Source organism: Eubacterium sp. BL-380-WT-2B (assembly GCF_009696115.1).
Classification (GTDB): Bacteria; Bacillota; Clostridia; order Eubacteriales; family Eubacteriaceae; genus Eubacterium; species Eubacterium callanderi.
In genome coordinates this window covers 552,087-568,562 of sequence record NZ_VUMP01000001.1, presented here as the reverse complement: position 1 = coordinate 568,562, position 16,476 = coordinate 552,087, and the positions used below count along the sequence as shown (strand labels likewise).

The window sequence follows — 16,476 nt, the reverse complement described above, 5'->3', positions numbered from 1 at the left end:
CTCTCCTTATGCTAAATTATGAATGTAAGTTTCAATGGTCTCTGTCAGCTTATCAGCGCTTAAACCATAATAATCTAAAAGTTCACGGTATGGCCCCGTCTGAGTGGACCCGGCCTCAATGCCCAGTACGTGAACCGGTGCGTGGTGCGGCATATCTGAAAGAAGCTCCAGCACACTGCTCCCAAAGCCGCCGGTGGTTATGTGCTCCTCGACTGTGCACATAAGCCGGCAGTTTTTATAAGCGTCGCGGATCAGCTTTTTGTCCAGTGGCTTAACGGTTGTAAAATTAAGCACCTTGACTCTATAGCCCTTTTCTGCCAGCCGCTGTCCTGCTTCCAGCGCGTCAACGCTCAGTGTCCCTGTAACCAGAATGACCACGTCATCGCCAGTGTCCAGAAGATTCTCTCCCTTGCCGATTTCAAAGCTGCGCTTTTCCAGATTCACAGGCATTTCCATGGCGTTTCGCGGCATCCGGATATAAACAGGCCCTTTGCAGGCCACAGCCTTTCTGAGCGACATTTCTACCTCATAGCCGTCGCCGGGATTAAAAATCACCATATTCGGCACTGTTTTTAAAATTGCCATATCCTCCAGCGCCTGGTGTGTAGAGCCCAGATTAGAATGGGACAGACCGCTGCTTGAGCCAATGATCTTTACGTTCATGTTCGCGTAGCCCACATCATTTCGTATCTGTTCAAAGCACCGCATACTGATAAAGGGAGCGATGGCTGATACCACCGGCACTCTGCCGGATTCCGCCAGACCGGCACAAATGCCGATGGCGTCCTGCTCGCTGATCCCAACCTCTAAATACTGTAAGGGCAGCGCCTCTTTAAAAGAATTCATGCCGGAGCCCGCGCCGGAATCACAGGATACCGCCATAACGCGTTCATCTGTTTTTCCAATTTCCAGAAGCACTTCGCCAAAGACATCTCTTGGGTTTAACTTTATTCCTGCCATTATGACCACCCCTTTGCTTCCTGATAGCTGCGTAAATCTTCCAATGCCTGTCTGGCCTCCTCAGAATCCTTTCCAGGATTCCAGTGGTGATACTTCACGTTATTTTCTGCAAAGGACATTCCCTTGCTCTTGACAGTATTGGCAATAACCATCGTTGGCTTTCCTGCCTGAGCAGGCGTCTGTTCAAAAACCTTCAGCATTGCCGCCACATCATGGCCGTCCACAATCTCTACCGCCCATCCAAAGCTTTTATATTTTTCCGCAAGATCTGCGCTGTTGAGCACCTCTTTTGTTGTACCGTTAATCTGAAGACCGTTCCGGTCGATAATGGCAACCAGATTGTCAAGTTTATGGTGGGCTGCAAACATTGCGGCTTCCCAGTTAGAGCCTTCTCCCTGCTCGCCGTCGCCCATGAGGACAAACACACGGCTGTCGTGGTCTTTAAGCTTTGCGTCCAGAGCCATACCGCAGCCAATTGGCAGCCCATGCCCCAGAGCGCCGGAGCTGAAGTCCACACCCCGGAACTTTTTCATATCCGGATGCCCCGGCACGATTGTCCCCAAATGGTTATAGCTATGCAGTACCCGTTCACTCTCAAATCCCTTTTCAATCAGCGTCCCGTACAGCGCCAGGCATTTATGTCCCGCGCTCAGGATAAGTCGGTCTCTTTTTTCCCATTTGGGTTTGTTAACATCGACTTTCATCACTCCAAAGTACAGTGTCGCCAGAATGTCCGTACAGGACAGGGACGGTCCGGCATGACCATCACCATTCTCAATAATGGTTTTTACAATATCATTTCGGATATTAAACGCCTTTCTCTCAATTAATTCGATTTTATCCACAAGTAATTCCCCCTCGGTCATCATTAGTGGTCATGACCAGTTAAGACTAGTATAGTTGCAGTGTAACCGATTGTCAAGCCTTTTCGACCCTCTTAAATTGTCTATATTTTAACGATTTTAACTGGTCATGCTCTTCCAAGACGTAATCTGGTGCTTTTTCTTTTAACCCGTCATGGTGTAAAATTTTTTGGAAACCGACATTAAATTTTTAAGCTTTTTATTAAGAAAAGAGGACCGGCAAGCTTTGCCGATCCTCTCAGAAACCTTTATTTAACAGCAGCAATCCAGATCATTGCCGCATTTACAATTTGACATTTTCTTTTGCATGATGGTTTTTACCAGTTCTTCCTGGCTTAATCCCGACCAGTCCAGCAGCTCTTTGTTGGATGGATACTCGCCGCTCTTGACAATTTTTCCGTCCAGCATTACTGCCGGCAGAGCTTCTATTCCCTTCTCATCCATAAGCTGCCGGATCTCAGGCATCTCCTTATAGAGTGAGGGCTCCTGCATAGGGTTGTAACGGATAATGTCTTTTCCCGCTATTTTCAGATTCTCTACCATGGTGGTGATCCGCATGTATTCTTTATTGCCCATGGGCTCACACTCGCCGGCATAACACTGGATATCCGGATCAAAAATTTCTATATGATGCATCATTATGACACCTGCTTTCGTTTTTTCTTTCTAGATACCCCAAAGCAACAGGACGAAACGCTTTCTGAGTGTTCTTAAGGCTCACACTTTCCGCCAAACACTTCTTCCAGCTTATTGAGGGGAAAGGGTGTCCTCGCCAGCGGCTTAACCGCAATGGACATGAGCAGCGCCGGATTGTCATCTGCCGCGATGCGATTTGAACTGAGCGCACCACACAGACGGCACCTGTGAATAACCGCCCACTCTCCGTTTTTCCGGACCCAGACGCTCACTGGCTCCATAACACCATGACATAAGGAGGCGCGGTCCCCGGGCTTTTTATCGACATGGAGGCTTGACAGGCATTTGGGGCAATGGTTCCTGTGCTCACTGCCAGCTCCTTCGGGTGCAACGTGAGCACCGCACACCTTACACACAAAGCTTTCTGTGCAGGCTGTTCGCCTGTAGTCTGGCTTCTGCTGCAGCTTAGACGGTTTCTCTCCCATACTTTGATAGGCATCGTACCGTTCTCTTTCAACAGACTCCTCCCGAAGAGCCTGCAGCACCGCACAGCCTTCCTCATGTGTATGCGTACAGCTGCTGAACGCGCAATGATGGACCAGCCGGGCAATTTCTGGAAAGGTGGTATTTTTTTCATTCTCTGCAACGGCCTGCAGCGCAAAATCACGAAAGCCCGGGGTATCAATAAGGCAGGTATTTTGAGGGCCATACATCATCTGGCTGCTGTGCGTGCTTGGAAATTTTATCGGGGTTTTCACTTCCTCCGAGAGCCTGCTCAGAATTTTATGGATCAGGGTCGATTTACCGCAAGACCGGTCGCCCACGACCACCCCTGTTTTATTTGACACTTCCTCTATCATGGCTTCTATCTCAGCCTGTCCTGACCCGGCAAAGACCAGGTCTGCGGTTTTCCGGTAAAGGTTTATTTTTTTCTCGAGCAGTTCCTTTTCTCTTTTACCGACCAGATCCAATTTGCTGATCAAAATAATGATTTTAACCCCTGCCCGTCTGGCTGCAATAACAGCAGATTCCAGATAACCTGCCTGATGCCTGAAATACTCGGCTGTCGCAACGGCCAAAAGATAGTGCACATTGGCAGCTATTATTATCCTTTCTCCCGGCAAACGCCGGCTTCCCCTGAAAACCTCTGTTTCTCTTGGCAGCACTTCAGATAATCTATACGTATCGTTATCCACAGAGCTTATTGCCACACGGTCTCCAACCACCAGCGCATTTTTCTTTGAAACCATCGTCTGTGGCAGCAGACAGGTCAACAGCTTGTCCCCAGCCCGGACCTGCGCCTGCTTATTCATTATTTTTACAACGGTTGCCTTTATCATTTCTCTCTCTGCATCCTGTATCGAAATGTTTTCTTTTATTTTTTTCTTTTTCATTTGTTTTTCTCCAATCTTTTTTCAGGAATTGCCCCTTTTCTGCAAAAACATTATACATGCTCTTAAATTGGCACAACAACCGCCTTTATTTTTCTGAAATAAAAAAGCGCCGCAGGACTTTTAGCTGCGGCACTCTTATCACTGGTTTTCCAGCTTACATTTTGCAATAATTTTATGTATACTTTTGGGAGACAGGAAATAAATCTCCGAAAGACGGGCGGCGGACACCCCCTCCGTATACTGCTGGTAAATTTCCCGGTTTCTCAAAAGCGTTTCCTGTTTTCGATTGGTATTCTGCCCCCAGCCTTTTCTGTTTGTCTCTTTACGGGGCACATATATGTATTCTCCGTCAATATAATCCTGAATTTTGTCAACAAGTTCTTTTGGCAGCACGTCGCCTGCCTTGATATAGCTCATTATGCTCCTCCTAATTTATTTTTTAGGATTAAGCAAGGGCTATACACAACTCATTATTCTGATGTCATGCGATAACCCCTGCTAAGCACAACGATCCGAAGCGTACTTCATAAACTTTCCCTTTCGTCGTAAATTTGAACACAAAAAGCCCGCGGCCAACACACCACACCTCTAAAGATGCAGAACGCTCCTGCGGGCAGTATAAATCAAATATAAAACCGTACAACCGCAAAAGCCGCTGCACCGCCATGATTCGATAAGTTGAAGCCGTCTGTCTGGTATGTTTCTAAAAAGGTCAACGAAACAAAGGGGTTTGCCCCCATCATCACTGTACCCTTTCAACTGTATTTAGTTGAGAACCCTGTAAACAGACAAAGCCGACATCAACACACCTCTTTCAATCATTTTTCTAAATTATAACATCCGGGCCGTTTCTTGTCAAAACCCTTAAATCTTGGCCGCAATGCATGCCATCCGCTCTGCCTCCTCCACATAGACCAGGTGCAGGGCCGTGCGGTATACGGCACTCAGCGTTTTTTCACTTAATATATCGCTTACTGTGCCTGTTAACATGTGCCCGTCCCGGTCCAGGATGCCTGCCTTCCCCTCAAGCAAAATCGGCTGGTCCGGGTTATGGGTAGTCATGATAACTGCGTAATCCCGGCCACACAGTTTTTTGATGAGCCGCATAATGTTTAATTGATTGCCGTAATCCAGCGCGGAGGTCGGTTCATCAAAAAGAATAATTTCCGGCTGCTGAACGATGGCTCTGGCAATACATGCCTGCTGCTTTTCACCACCGCTGATCTGAGTGCAGAGACGGTGCGCGAGGTGTTCAATGCCGAGCAGCGAAATGGTTTCATCTACAATTTCGTAATCTTTTTTCTTTGGTGTCACCAGCATTCCCACATGCGCGGCCCTTCCCATGGCGATGTAGTCCCGCACAGAGTAGCCGTAGGTTATCTCCGTGGTCTGAGGCACATAGGCAATTTTAAAGGCCGTTTCTCTGGAGCTCATTTTATCCAGACGAGCACCGTCCACCAATATCTCCCCGGTTGTCAGAGGCGTCAAGTTTGCAAGGGAATTAAGGAGCGTTGACTTACCCGCTCCATTTGGGCCAAGGATGGTAAAAATCTCTCCCTTTTCCAGTGTGAATGAAATATCGGTAAAAACATTTTCCCTAGTTGGATAGGAGAAGCCAGCTTTTTTCACTTCCAGTAAGGCCATATCACGCACTCATCCTTTGCTTGATCAATACCCAGGTAAAGAAGGGCGCTCCGATAAAGCCGGTTAAAATACCAAGGGGAAGCTCCCCACCGGTAAGCGTCCGGGCCAGGGTATCAATGATGATCAGAAATGCGGCGCTGAGCAGTGTGGTGACCGGCAGCAGCCGCACATTGTTACTGCCCACCACCATTCTTCCAAGGTGAGGCATAACAAGCCCGATCCATCCAATGGTTCCGCTCATACATACTGCCGAAGCCGTCAGCACGGTAGAGCAGATGATGGCAATCCCTCTCTCAAAGCGCAGGTTAACGCCCAGAGACCGCGCCTCATTATCCCCGACAGATAAAATATTAATCCGCCACCGCATGATAATAAGCACTGCGCCGCTGATGATCATAATCGGCGCAATGGCCATAAGCGTGGGATAGGTGACCTTCGCGATGCTCCCCAGCTGCCAGTAGGTCATGTCAGGCAGTTGGGTATCCGTATCTGCAATGTATTTTGTGAGGCCAATGATCGAATTCATAAATCCGCCTACGATCACACCGGCCAATACCAGCATCATGGTTGAATTACGGTGCATCAGCTTTGGAATAGAGGTGGTGACAAACACGGTTAAAAGACCGCCCGCAAAGGCCAGCACCTGTGTCATTCCACTCCCCAGACTCATCAGGATTGCAACAGCCGCGCCCACACAGGCTCCGGCGGAAACCCCCAGAAGATCTGGCGATACCAGAGGGTTTTTAAACATCCCCTGATAGGTGGCCCCGGCCAATGCCAGGGAACCACCGACCAGGACAGCAGCCAGTACACGCGGCAGCCGCAGGTTGATAATAACATCATACATTGTCTTATCCCAGGTTGGGGTGATGGGGAATATCTGGGACAGCAGTATTTTGACAGCCTGTATTACCGGCACATGATAACGCCCCACACACAGCGCTGTTAAAATAAGTACAATAACCGCCGCCAGTGTCAAAACCAGTCCAAGCGGCCTGTCTTCCGGATTTTTCACCCTGTTTTCTTTTATATCTCTCGCCATACAGTTTTGTCCTTTTATTTTCAAAAAAGCCGCCGGGCAATCGGCGGCTTTGACTGTTTATTCTTTCATATTATTTCTTTATGCCCTTTAATCCGGCTTAGCGTCCGTCCGGGGCATTTTTGCCAGCTAAAATCGCATCCGCATATTCATCTGAAAGATCATAGCCTAAATAATCTTTGTAGAAGGAAATGGTTTCCTTTTTCATGTCAATGTCCTCGAATTTATCCGGATATAGGGTTTTAGCCACCCAAAGCACCTGCAGCGCAGACTCTGAACCAAAGCGGTCCCACTGGAAGGTTCCCTGCGGGTTGCGGTAAACCTTACCGTCCTGAACCGCCTTCAGGTTTGCCAGTGAAGCGTCGCTCATCAAGGCATCATAGGCGTCTGCCTGTCCAGTTCCGCCAACAATGATCACATCCGGATTAATGCTCAAAAACTGCTCCGGTGTAATTTCCTTGCTCATTCCTTGAAGAATCCCATCAGTGGATAATTTTCCACCAGCCATGGTCAGCCATTCTTCCTGCATTGTACCGTTTCCGGTTGTTTTGTAAGGACTGGTGCCGCTCTGTCCATCGACATAGTGTACAACAGGCTTGTCCTCATCTTTTACGTCCTTTAAACGGTCCTGAACCAGCTTAATGTTCTTTTCCAGATACTCAACGTACTTGTCAGCCCGTTCCTTTTCGCTGGTTCCCAGCGCTTCACCGGTTTTTAAGACAGATTCCTTTAAACCTTCATAATTATTGAACATCATACACGCTGCGTTAAGCCCTGCAGCACGGTAAGCTTCGGCGTCCTCATCACTGGAGGTAATGACCAGATCCGGTTTCAGGTTCAACAGCTCTTCAGCGGTCACGTCGCCATTTCCGCCGACTGTCTGTTTTTCCATAATGGCTGGATTAACGATCTGCATCCAGGTAAAGCTTGGCTTCTGCAGGGTGGCCATGTAGGCAGTCTGTTTATCCTGCCCTCCCAGTGTGATCATAATCTGGTTGCTGGACGGCCAGAGGTTAATAACCGACTTCACTTCTGCCGGAACCGTCACCTCAACGCCTGACATATCGGTAATGGTGCGGTCTCCGTCCGCATTGTCTGACTTCGCTGTATCACCGTTGTTTTGTGAACAGCCAGCTGCAGCAAAGCTGAGAAGCACCAGCACCAGCAAAACAGATAGGGTTTTTTTAAATTTTTTCATTTCTCACATCTCCTTCTTTCCCTATATTTTATATATAAAAAAGGGCATACTCCGTTTAAGAATATGCCCGTTTGGTATCAAACAGCTCAATTGCATTCTTCTCAAATACGGAAAGCGCAGGCGTTTCCCCCTACACTCATCGGTCCGCAGCCATGGGACTTCCTTTAGGCCTGTAGACTCGAATGCATATTTAATTTTAAAGCTCCAGTTTTCCCGGTTTCCACCACATGACGTAGGTTTCAGTCTCACGCCTGAAAGAGACGCCGCCTCCCGGTAAATCCGTAAGCCACTCATCCACGTTTTTCCTGAAAACTTTTTCCCGATCTTCCGGTACTGGATGCAGGGTTCTCAAATCATTGTAGGCTGCTTCCCGGCTTTCGTAATCGCAGTGAAAGCCATCTGCCACAATTTTAACGTTAGGGTTTACGCCCATATCGTAGAGCAGATTAAAATTCACATTATATCCAAGCAAACGGTTCATTGGAGGTATTGGCCTCAGCGCATCATCCACACCGTAAAACAAAGCGTCGTGCACATGCTTCAAGCTGGGGTTTTTGGCCCAGCAGAGAATAAAGACATATTTATTTGCCAGTGCATTCAGCTTGATGAGATCAGCGAGGGCTGTTGTCCGTGACGCGATGACAATATCGTGCTTTTCGATATTTTCCCCGGGCTTCACATCATCCCAATTCAAAAGCCGGGTGGTCAGATTTGACACACCGGCAGCGGCAGCGTTTTCCTGACACTTTTCCAGCATTTGCTGGGACACATCCAGGCTGGTGACACTTTTCGCCATACCGGCAATCGGCACAGAAAGCCTGCCAGGCCCACAGCCCACGTCCAATACTGTATCTTCCTTTGTAATAATCAAAGCGTCCAGCTGATTCTGTGTGTACTCTCTTTCCAGCTGTGCCATTTTATTGTACATACGCGCAACCGCGCCCCACATTTTTGCAGGGTCGCTGTTCATTGGGCTCGCCTTGCCTGCCGGATGGCTTAATTCTGAAATTGCCGCCCAGTTTACTAATCCATTCATAGCTTCACCACATTTCCTGTTTTACTGGATTATTTTTTTAGTTGATTCTGAAAATATTTCCTATTACATTTTATCTCTTTTATTTAAAATTGTCCATGCTGTTTCCAACAAAGACAATTTTTTACCCTACTTTTCCATTTTCTAAATTTCTGTCATTTTCTCCAATGCCTTGATGATCGTCTGGAAAATCTGTTCATTAGACGGCATGCGGTTGGGCGCTCTGCCCTCCCCGTTTTCAACAAAAATACAGCCATCTTCCTTTAAAGTCTGGATATTCCGCTGCACACTGGGCTTGCTGTACATCATCGGATTAATGTTATTGGCAAACACAATGGGGGCTGTGGTGGAAAGAATGGTCGTCGTCAGTAAATTATCCGCTATGCCATTGGCCGCTTTGCCAATGGTATTGGCCGAGGCTGGAGCGATCAGCAGCAAATCAGACTGGTCAGAGGTTTTGTGCTCAGGATCCCATACCTTTGGTTCCTCAAACTGGTCGATTTCAACCGGATTCCCCGACACGCGCCGCAATGGAAGCGGTGTAATAAAATTAAGGGCATTCGGGGTTAATATCACCTTTACCTCTGCTTTTTCATTTCGCAGCATCCGGATGAGTCCAGGAATCTGGTCAACCGGCGTACATGCCGTAATCCCAATGGTTATGTTTTTTCCAATCAGCATTTTCATTTCTCCTGTAAACATTTAAATTTTCTCATTCATTATAGCACAGATAAAACAGAAGACGTAAACCGCTTTCAAATTTATATTAAGAATACCCTTATATATATAAAGGTATTCCTTTATCATTCTCTAGTTATTTTTACGAATGTATGCATAATAGTAAGCGCATGGTACGATTATGGCGCCGCCGATAATATTGCCGAGTGTGACAGGCAGCAGATTGTTGATAAACATCTGCCCCCAGCTGACATCTGCCCCCAGGAAAATTCCAAGAGGAATATAGGTCATATTGGCAACACTATGTTCAAAGCCCGCAAAAACAAAAAGCATGATCGGAAACCAGATCGCAAAGATTTTGCCGATCATATCCTTTGAGCCGGCCTGCATCCAGCACGCTAAAACAACCAGCATATTACATAGAATACCGCGGATAAGCGCTGTTGAAAAAGGCATCCCAGCCTTTGCCTGTGCAACGGCCACCGCTTTTTCCAGCACCGCGTCTGCATAAAGACCGCTTTTGGCCAAAACAAAAGCCAACAAAATCGATCCGATTAAATTGCCGATATAAACAACCACCCAGTTTGTCAGCATCCCTTTGATGGTAATTTTTTTATCCATCAGGGCCAGTGTCATCAGGTTATTGCCTGTAAACAGCTCTGCGCCGCATAATATTACCATCATCAAGCCTGCCGGGAATACCGAAGCGCCAATAAACTTAGCGAGCATAGCCTCGCTTAAGGCGCCTTTGCCAATTCCTGTCGCCAGTAAAAATCCATGGGCGCCAAAGCCAATAAAAATACCTGCAAAAATGCCGAGAATCAGCATTTTACCAATGGAGAGGGAGGCCTTTTTCACACCATTCCCAACCCACACTTCTCCGATCTCCGCCGGAGAAAGAAAACCATTCATTTCACGCACCTCCTGAATGTTTATTTCAGAATTATATCATAACTTCAAGCGTTGTAAAAGTATAAATTTTTATCCTATTTAGCCTTATTTTTATATTTTAAACATTATAAAATAGCATCAAATCGCTATAACGTTAATTTTTAAGAAATTTTTATAAGTTAAATATAAAAATAACTTATATTTCAAAACACAAAAAGCAGAACCGCATGGTCCTGCTCCATTCAGCAAAGGATTCAAACGGCCGCCGAGGATGCGACGGCCCTTTGACTTGGTAGATTATATAGATTAGTGCCTTTTGTTTTTAATGACAAAAGGCAGCAGGAGCTCATGGATAAAATAACCATCTTTTGAAAAATCATTAAAAAAGGGCATACTTCTCCCGTGTCGAAATATGCCCCTGAAAATTTTCAGGAATCATCTGCATTCTTCTCAAACACGGAAAGCATATCCGTTTCCAGATATACTCATCGGTCCCCGGCCATGGGGGCTTCACTTCCTTTAGGCTTTTGGACTCGAATGCGGTTATTTTTTTGTTTATTTCTTCCAGATAAACTGAAACCAATGTTACGTTTATTATAAATCATTTCCAGCATGAAGTCCAGCCTTTTCTTTCAGACATTTTCAAACAAAATACTGTATCTTCTTGACATACTGTGTATAACACACTATAATGTGATTAACAGCAAATAAAGGAGGGCCGTCATTTGGAAAAGGATAGTGTTTTGTCAAGTATGGTATCAGAGCTGCGCCGGGGAACACTGGTGCTCTGTGTTTTAAGCCAGCTGAAAATACCCATGTACGGCTACAATCTGGTAAACACACTCAATGAAAAGGGTATCGCGGCAGAGGCAAATACGCTCTACCCGCTGCTCAGACGCCTCGAAAGCCAGGAGCTTCTCGAAAGCTCCTGGCAGACAGACGGACCAAAGCCGCGAAAGTACTACCAGACGACTGAATTCGGCAATGAAATTTGCCGGCAGTTAAAACAGCATTGGGATAAAACAGTCAGCAGCATAAATCAGATTTTTGAGGAGGAATAAAAATGAAAAACGAACTGATTGATCGGTATGTCTACGCGGTTACAAGGCGGCTGCCTGCCCGACTGCGAAACGATATTGACAAAGAGCTGCACTCGCTCATCGAAGATATGCTGGAGGCCCGGTGCGATGGTCTGATGCCTGAAGACCGTGATGTCCGGGTCATTCTCACGGAGCTGGGAACCCCGTCAGAGCTGGCCATGAGCTATATGCCTGAAGGCCGCGACCACCTTATCGGCCCTGCCTATTACAGCCAATACAAAATGGTTACCGGCATCGTTCTGGCTTCTGTGACCTTCGGGCTTGTTCTTTCTGGATTTATCTCATTTTTCACGGACAGTCACGAGGCACTGTACATTACCCTTTTCTCATGGATTGGTACACTGATCACTGGCCTTATCGCTGCTTTTGGCGCGGTTACTTTTATTTTCGCGGTCTTTGAACGAAAAAATGTCGCCCTTAATTTTGGCGGCAGTGAGCTTGACAGTCTGCCCCCGGTTCCAGAAAGAAAATCTGTTATTCCAAAGGGAGAGCCCATCGCCGGCATCATTTTTTCTGTGATCTTCTGTGTAATCTTTCTGGCCGCTCCTCAGATTATCTGCGCAAAATTCAGCGCAGATCAGCCTTTTATCCCTGTGTTTAACGTAGACCGCATTCACCAGCTATGGTATGTCTTCGCAGGCTTCACGATCCTCGGCATTATGAATGAAAGCTTTAAACTCTATGAAGGCCGTTACACTAAAAGGCTGGCTATTGTCACAGTGGTCTCAGGTGTCCTGAGCGCAGCTCTGACGCTGATCCTTCTGTCTGATCAGCAGATTTTAAACAGCGCTTTTATCGCAGCGATTTCCAGCAGCTTGTCGAATGCAGCCGTCACAGGCTTTCTAACCCATTTTAACCTGTACTTCATGGCGATCATTCTTTTTGCGCTCCTTCTTGAAATGGGTGTCACCCTGTTCAAAGGCTTCTGGTATGACCGTTAAGGAATTGCAGCAGACCTGGCAGCTTCTGCCGGGTCTATTTTCTTTATAACTTTTCATAAATTTCTTGTTAAAAATATATAAATTTTCCGATAAAAGGGTATAAGTATTCGAAACATTCGTGTCCGCAGTGTTTTGCAACACGGAGGTTGTCTTTTAATACACCAAGAGGAAAAGTAGAGGATTAAAATGAGACACTTAAAAAAATCGACAGAAATTCCTGTTAGCCTGGGCGCTGCCATTGTAGCCCTTGGCGTCGTCTACGGTGATATCGGCACCTCGCCGATGTATGTTATGAAGTCGATCATTGCCGGCAACGGCGGCCTGAACGCCATCGATGACAACCTGATCCTGGGAGCCCTGTCCCTGGTGATCTGGACCGTCACACTCCTTACCACAGTCAAGTATGTTCTTATCGCACTCAAGGCCGACAATCACGGCGAGGGCGGTATTTTTTCGCTGTACAGCCTGATTAAAAAGTACAAGGCCTGGCTCATTGTCCCTGCCATGGTGGGCGGCGCGGCGCTTTTGGCCGATGGGATTCTCACCCCGGCTGTCACAGTTACAACTGCCATTGAAGGACTTCGGAGCCTGCCGTTTATCTACCGTTTTCTGGGCGATGAGCAGAGCCGCATTGTCATGATTACACTTGTCATCATAGCGATTCTGTTTTTTGTCCAGCGGGCTGGTACCAAATCCATCGGTAAGTCTTTTGGCCCGGTCATGACCGTGTGGTTTCTCTTTTTGGCCATTTCAGGCATTGCCAACATGGCTGGCAACTGGGAAATTCTGAGGGCCTTTAATCCTCTCAGAGGCGCCGCCATTCTGTTCAGCCCAGACAACCAGGCCGGCGTCATGATTCTCGGCAGTGTGTTCCTGGCGACCACCGGGGCCGAGGCGCTCTATTCAGACATCGGCCACGTGGGAAGGGGCAATGTCTATGCCAGCTGGCCCTTTGTCAAAGTCTGTTTGATCTTTAACTATCTGGGCCAGGGCGCCTGGCTCATGGCAAACAAGGGGAATACCACACTGGGCACTCTGCCTGATCTCAACCCTTTTTTCCAGATGCTCCCAGACAATATCCGTATTTTCGGTGTGCTTCTGAGCACTCTGGCAGCCGTTATCGCATCTCAGGCTCTGATCACCGGCACCTTCACACTGGTATCTGAAGCGATCAGCCTTGACCTTATGCCGCACATGCGCATCACCTATCCCTCTGAAACCAAGGGACAGCTCTATATCCCTCTGGTCAACCTGATCATGTGGCTGGCCTGCAGCGGCGTCATTCTCTATTTCCGTTCCAGCGCGCGGCTTGAATCTGCCTACGGGCTGGCCATTACGCTGACCATGCTCATGACCACACTGCTGCTGTTTATGTATCTGCGCTGCCTGAAAGGTCTGAAAATTCTTCCTTTTATCTTTCTGGTCTTTTTTGGCGGGCTCGAGGGGACCTTTTTTCTCTCAAGCCTTTCAAAATTTGAAAGTGGCGGCTATGTGGCGCTGCTCATTGCGGCGATTCTTTTTGCGGTTATGGCCGTATGGCACCGTGGAACAGACATCGAGCGCTCTCAGGCCCTTAAGCTGCATATTTCGGACTATACCGCCATGTTTGGAGATGTTCACAGTGACAACAGGCTCATCACAGTATCGGATAATCTGGTCTACCTGATGAACGAAACCGAGGGTGACACCATCGACCGCGACATTTTATATTCTATTTTCGACAAAAAGACAAAGCGAGCAAGAGCCTACTGGTTTGTCAGCGTCAGTGTGACTGATGAGCCCTACACCCGGGAGTATACCGTTGACAGCTTTGGCACTGATTATCTTTTCAGGGTAAAACTGTACCTCGGCTTTAAGGTAGACCAGCGTATCAATGTCTATCTGCGCCAGATTGTCGGCGATCTGATCACCAGCCATGAGCTCCCGCCACAGCAGCGCCGGTATTCCATTGGCGACAACAGCACTGTAGGGGATTTCCGGTTCTGCATTCTGCGCAAAATGCTGGTACCCGAAAGTGACATTCATCCCTCTGACTGGGCCGCTGTTTCCTTAAAATATATGATCCGCCGCGTCGCCGGTTCTCCGGTGCAATGGTATGGCCTGGAAAACGCTTCGGTGATTGTGGAGTATGTACCGCTCTTTATCAAAATGAAAGCGTCCAATCCCTTAAAACGGGTAGACGTATGACCCTGTTTCAAACAAAAAAGAGAACCGCGATTTTCCGGTTCTCTTTTTTATTTTTAATACCATCTGGTCATCGGCAGGTCGTTATTCACGCCTTTGGTCATCAGAATCTGGCTCAGGTCGATGATCCCATTGTGGAAGGTTGCGGCGCAGGAGCAGAGGTATAGATCCCACATTCGGATAAATTCATCGTCAAACATTTCGCGCACCTCATCCAGATGCTCTCTGAAGCCCTTGTCCCAGCAGAGCAGAGTCTTGGTATAATGCCGTCTCAGGCTCTCCACATCAATGACGTAAAAGCGGTGCGAGGCAGCCAGGCTGATCATTTCTCTGAGCGAGGGGATCATGCCGCCCGGGAAGATATACTTTTTAATCCACGGGTCACCCGGATGTTCCTCCAGAGCACTGATATAATGCAGCAGAAAGAGCCCTTTGGGGTTCAACACCTTATCCGCGCAGGACAAGAAAAGATCATAATTGTCTCTTCCCACATGCTCGACCATGCCCACGCTGACAATACGGTCAAAGGTCTTTCCATATTTTGGCAGATCCCGGTAATCCATCAGCTCTGCTGTCAGCTGGCCTTCCAGCCCTTCCTCTGCAATGCGCTCGCTGAATTTTTTGTGCTGCTCAAGACTCAGGGTAATGCCCACGCCGTTGATTCCGTATTTTTTGGCGGCCTCGATCAGGAGGAATCCCCAGCCGCACCCAATATCCAGAAGGCTCATTCCTTCTTTCAGGTACAGCTTTTCAAGGATATAATCGACCTTATTGACCTGAGCGTCATAGAGGGTATCGTCTGGATTTTTAAAATAACCGCAGGAATAGCTCAGCGTATCGTCCAGCCATAGCCTGTAAAAATCATTGCCGATATCGTAGTGGGAGGATACCTCATCCTTTTGGTTTTTCTTGGAATTTGAGGTGAAGATCAGCTTTTTCAGGGCAGTTTTATCCAGAGAAAATTTACCCATCTGACCAAGAAGCTGGTCAAGCGCCTGGAAAAGGTCGCCTTCCACTTCGATATCGCCGCGCATGTAGGCTTCGCCCAGTGCCAGCGAGGTGCTGCGTCTGAGCTCCTTTATGTCCAGACTTTTGTTAAACCGGACCACAAAGGCCGGTTTGCCCTCGCCCACTAAAACTTCTTTTCCGTTTATTTTAATCAAAAACGGATTTTCGTCAAACTTTTTCAAAAATTGAATCATCAGATTGTCTTCAAGCTTCATGTTCATTCTCCTTATATCGTCATAGCTCAAATGCACGGTTGGGCGCGTAACATTTCAGAGCTTTACTTTATAAATTGTACACCCCTTTAAGAAGTATTGTCAAACTAACATATTTCAATAATTTTTACCCGTTTTATGCGATTTTAAACGTTATATATAATTAATTTTTATATTAAAAAATGTTTTTATTTTCGCTGAAAACGGATTCTTTTTTGACAGGACTATTTTTTATCTCTATCCCTTTTCCGCACTGCCTGTTACTGTGCTATAATAAAAACAAAAAGGAATGAATCAAAATGGCTTATCTAATTGCCCGACAATTCGACAAACCCGGCTGCATCGCCATCAAATCTGAGGCTGGAGACGCACTGAAGGAGCAGGCCCGCCGCCTGGCAAAAATGACCATTCACACCGGCGTACAGGTCAGCGTCGTCTATAACGAAGAGGATTTTGAGGAGTATGCTCCTCAGACCATTTACGAGGATCATGACGCCTTTTTTACCGAAGTGCTGGATCTGGCGGAATGGTAGCGCTCTTCACAAAAGCTTTTCTTAAGCTTTTTTAACAACCGTTTCAAAAAGTTTCAATCCATTATTTTTATTTCATTGAACGTAAAATTGCAACCGGATTCAGCAAAATTCCTCTAAATTGACGTTCTTGTTTTTTGTCTTTTATTCCGTTATCATATTATT

Annotated in this window: 16 protein-coding genes and 2 riboswitches; of the genes, 4 read left to right on the top strand and 12 right to left on the bottom strand. The window is 47.0% G+C overall.

Annotated elements, in window-relative coordinates; genetic code table 11:
- Positions 1–6 precede the first annotated feature (6 nt).
- The 11 genes from FYJ53_RS02715 to FYJ53_RS02665 form a co-directional block, all read right to left on the bottom strand.
- The gene (locus FYJ53_RS02715; protein ID WP_073383446.1) at positions 7–960 is read right to left on the bottom strand and encodes a transketolase family protein; all 954 of its coding nucleotides are present in this window, start codon (positions 958–960) and stop codon (positions 7–9) included.
- Positions 960–1,805: a transketolase gene (locus FYJ53_RS02710; protein WP_227929955.1), complete on the bottom strand. Its 846-nt coding sequence runs from the start codon at positions 1,803–1,805 to the stop codon at positions 960–962. Before FYJ53_RS02710 ends, FYJ53_RS02715 begins: the two co-directional genes overlap by 1 nt.
- A 270-nt stretch (positions 1,806–2,075) precedes the next feature.
- Positions 2,076–2,462 carry an arsenic metallochaperone ArsD family protein gene (locus FYJ53_RS02705; RefSeq protein WP_013382184.1) on the bottom strand — a complete coding sequence of 129 codons (387 nt, stop codon included), beginning with the start codon at positions 2,460–2,462 and terminating at the stop codon, positions 2,076–2,078.
- 71 nt (positions 2,463–2,533) lie between these two features.
- The gene (gene rsgA / locus FYJ53_RS02700; protein WP_148430736.1) at positions 2,534–3,853 is read right to left on the bottom strand and encodes a ribosome small subunit-dependent GTPase A; all 1,320 of its coding nucleotides are present in this window, start codon (positions 3,851–3,853) and stop codon (positions 2,534–2,536) included.
- A 138-nt stretch (positions 3,854–3,991) separates the two neighbouring features.
- Positions 3,992–4,270, bottom strand: coding sequence for a CD3324 family protein (locus FYJ53_RS02695; protein ID WP_013382186.1), 279 nt, complete (start codon positions 4,268–4,270; stop codon positions 3,992–3,994).
- 447 nt (positions 4,271–4,717) lie between these two features.
- Entirely contained in the window at positions 4,718–5,497 is a 780-nt protein-coding gene (locus FYJ53_RS02690; RefSeq protein WP_013382188.1) for an ABC transporter ATP-binding protein, read from the bottom strand.
- Between the two features lies 1 nt (position 5,498).
- Complete coding sequence (locus tag FYJ53_RS02685) at positions 5,499–6,539, bottom strand: iron ABC transporter permease (protein ID WP_154556942.1); 1,041 nt, start codon at positions 6,537–6,539, stop codon at positions 5,499–5,501.
- A 97-nt stretch (positions 6,540–6,636) separates the two neighbouring features.
- Entirely contained in the window at positions 6,637–7,734 is a 1,098-nt protein-coding gene (locus FYJ53_RS02680) for an ABC transporter substrate-binding protein (RefSeq protein WP_013382190.1), read from the bottom strand.
- Positions 7,735–7,812: 78 nt separating this feature from the next.
- Positions 7,813–7,930, bottom strand: a riboswitch (molybdenum cofactor riboswitch).
- On the bottom strand, positions 7,931–8,770 hold the full coding sequence (locus tag FYJ53_RS02675; protein WP_073383439.1) for a class I SAM-dependent methyltransferase: 840 nt from the start codon (positions 8,768–8,770) through the stop codon (positions 7,931–7,933). It abuts the riboswitch before it with no gap.
- Positions 8,771–8,911: 141 nt separating this feature from the next.
- Positions 8,912–9,448: a flavoprotein gene (locus FYJ53_RS02670; protein WP_243143930.1), complete on the bottom strand. Its 537-nt coding sequence runs from the start codon at positions 9,446–9,448 to the stop codon at positions 8,912–8,914.
- A 129-nt stretch (positions 9,449–9,577) separates the two neighbouring features.
- A complete protein-coding gene (locus FYJ53_RS02665; RefSeq protein WP_073383434.1) occupies positions 9,578–10,357 on the bottom strand; it encodes a formate/nitrite transporter family protein in 780 nt (259 codons plus the stop codon).
- Positions 10,358–10,763: 406 nt separating this feature from the next.
- Positions 10,764–10,887: riboswitch (molybdenum cofactor riboswitch) on the bottom strand.
- A gap of 174 nt (positions 10,888–11,061) precedes the next feature.
- Between FYJ53_RS02665 and FYJ53_RS02660 the strand changes: the two genes are divergently transcribed.
- The 3 genes from FYJ53_RS02660 (at position 11,062) to FYJ53_RS02650 (ending at position 14,564) form a co-directional block, all read left to right on the top strand.
- Positions 11,062–11,397 (top strand): PadR family transcriptional regulator, encoded by a 336-nt coding sequence (locus tag FYJ53_RS02660; protein ID WP_090414986.1) that lies wholly within the window; start codon positions 11,062–11,064, stop codon positions 11,395–11,397.
- 2 nt (positions 11,398–11,399) lie between these two features.
- Positions 11,400–12,377, top strand: a complete 978-nt coding sequence (locus FYJ53_RS02655) for a hypothetical protein (RefSeq protein WP_073383431.1) — start codon at positions 11,400–11,402, stop codon at positions 12,375–12,377.
- Between the two features lie 186 nt (positions 12,378–12,563).
- The gene (locus FYJ53_RS02650; RefSeq protein WP_073383428.1) at positions 12,564–14,564 is read left to right on the top strand and encodes a KUP/HAK/KT family potassium transporter; all 2,001 of its coding nucleotides are present in this window, start codon (positions 12,564–12,566) and stop codon (positions 14,562–14,564) included.
- A 53-nt stretch (positions 14,565–14,617) separates the two neighbouring features.
- On the opposite strand, the gene FYJ53_RS02645 is transcribed toward FYJ53_RS02650, so the two are convergent.
- Positions 14,618–15,784, bottom strand: coding sequence for a cyclopropane-fatty-acyl-phospholipid synthase family protein (locus tag FYJ53_RS02645; protein ID WP_083591184.1), 1,167 nt, complete (start codon positions 15,782–15,784; stop codon positions 14,618–14,620).
- A gap of 296 nt (positions 15,785–16,080) precedes the next feature.
- On the opposite strand from FYJ53_RS02645, the gene FYJ53_RS02640 reads away from it, so the two are divergent.
- Complete coding sequence (locus FYJ53_RS02640; RefSeq protein WP_013382202.1) at positions 16,081–16,314, top strand: DUF6718 family protein; 234 nt, start codon at positions 16,081–16,083, stop codon at positions 16,312–16,314.
- Positions 16,315–16,476 lie beyond the last annotated feature (162 nt).

Coding starts and splice junctions, on each gene's coding strand:
- FYJ53_RS02650 (WP_073383428.1), top strand. CDS start 12,564: ATGAGACACTTAAAAAAATCGACAGAAATTCCTGTTAGCCTGGGCGCT.
- FYJ53_RS02705 (WP_013382184.1), bottom strand. CDS start 2,462: ATGATGCATCATATAGAAATTTTTGATCCGGATATCCAGTGTTATGCC.
- FYJ53_RS02695 (WP_013382186.1), bottom strand. CDS start 4,270: ATGAGCTATATCAAGGCAGGCGACGTGCTGCCAAAAGAACTTGTTGAC.
- FYJ53_RS02685 (WP_154556942.1), bottom strand. CDS start 6,539: ATGGCGAGAGATATAAAAGAAAACAGGGTGAAAAATCCGGAAGACAGG.
- FYJ53_RS02665 (WP_073383434.1), bottom strand. CDS start 10,357: ATGAATGGTTTTCTTTCTCCGGCGGAGATCGGAGAAGTGTGGGTTGGG.
- FYJ53_RS02670 (WP_243143930.1), bottom strand. CDS start 9,448: ATGCTGATTGGAAAAAACATAACCATTGGGATTACGGCATGTACGCCG.
- FYJ53_RS02690 (WP_013382188.1), bottom strand. CDS start 5,497: ATGGCCTTACTGGAAGTGAAAAAAGCTGGCTTCTCCTATCCAACTAGG.
- FYJ53_RS02655 (WP_073383431.1), top strand. CDS start 11,400: ATGAAAAACGAACTGATTGATCGGTATGTCTACGCGGTTACAAGGCGG.
- FYJ53_RS02680 (WP_013382190.1), bottom strand. CDS start 7,734: ATGAAAAAATTTAAAAAAACCCTATCTGTTTTGCTGGTGCTGGTGCTT.
- FYJ53_RS02645 (WP_083591184.1), bottom strand. CDS start 15,784: ATGAAGCTTGAAGACAATCTGATGATTCAATTTTTGAAAAAGTTTGAC.
- FYJ53_RS02640 (WP_013382202.1), top strand. CDS start 16,081: ATGGCTTATCTAATTGCCCGACAATTCGACAAACCCGGCTGCATCGCC.
- rsgA (WP_148430736.1), bottom strand. CDS start 3,853: ATGAAAAAGAAAAAAATAAAAGAAAACATTTCGATACAGGATGCAGAG.
- FYJ53_RS02715 (WP_073383446.1), bottom strand. CDS start 960: ATGGCAGGAATAAAGTTAAACCCAAGAGATGTCTTTGGCGAAGTGCTT.
- FYJ53_RS02675 (WP_073383439.1), bottom strand. CDS start 8,770: ATGAATGGATTAGTAAACTGGGCGGCAATTTCAGAATTAAGCCATCCG.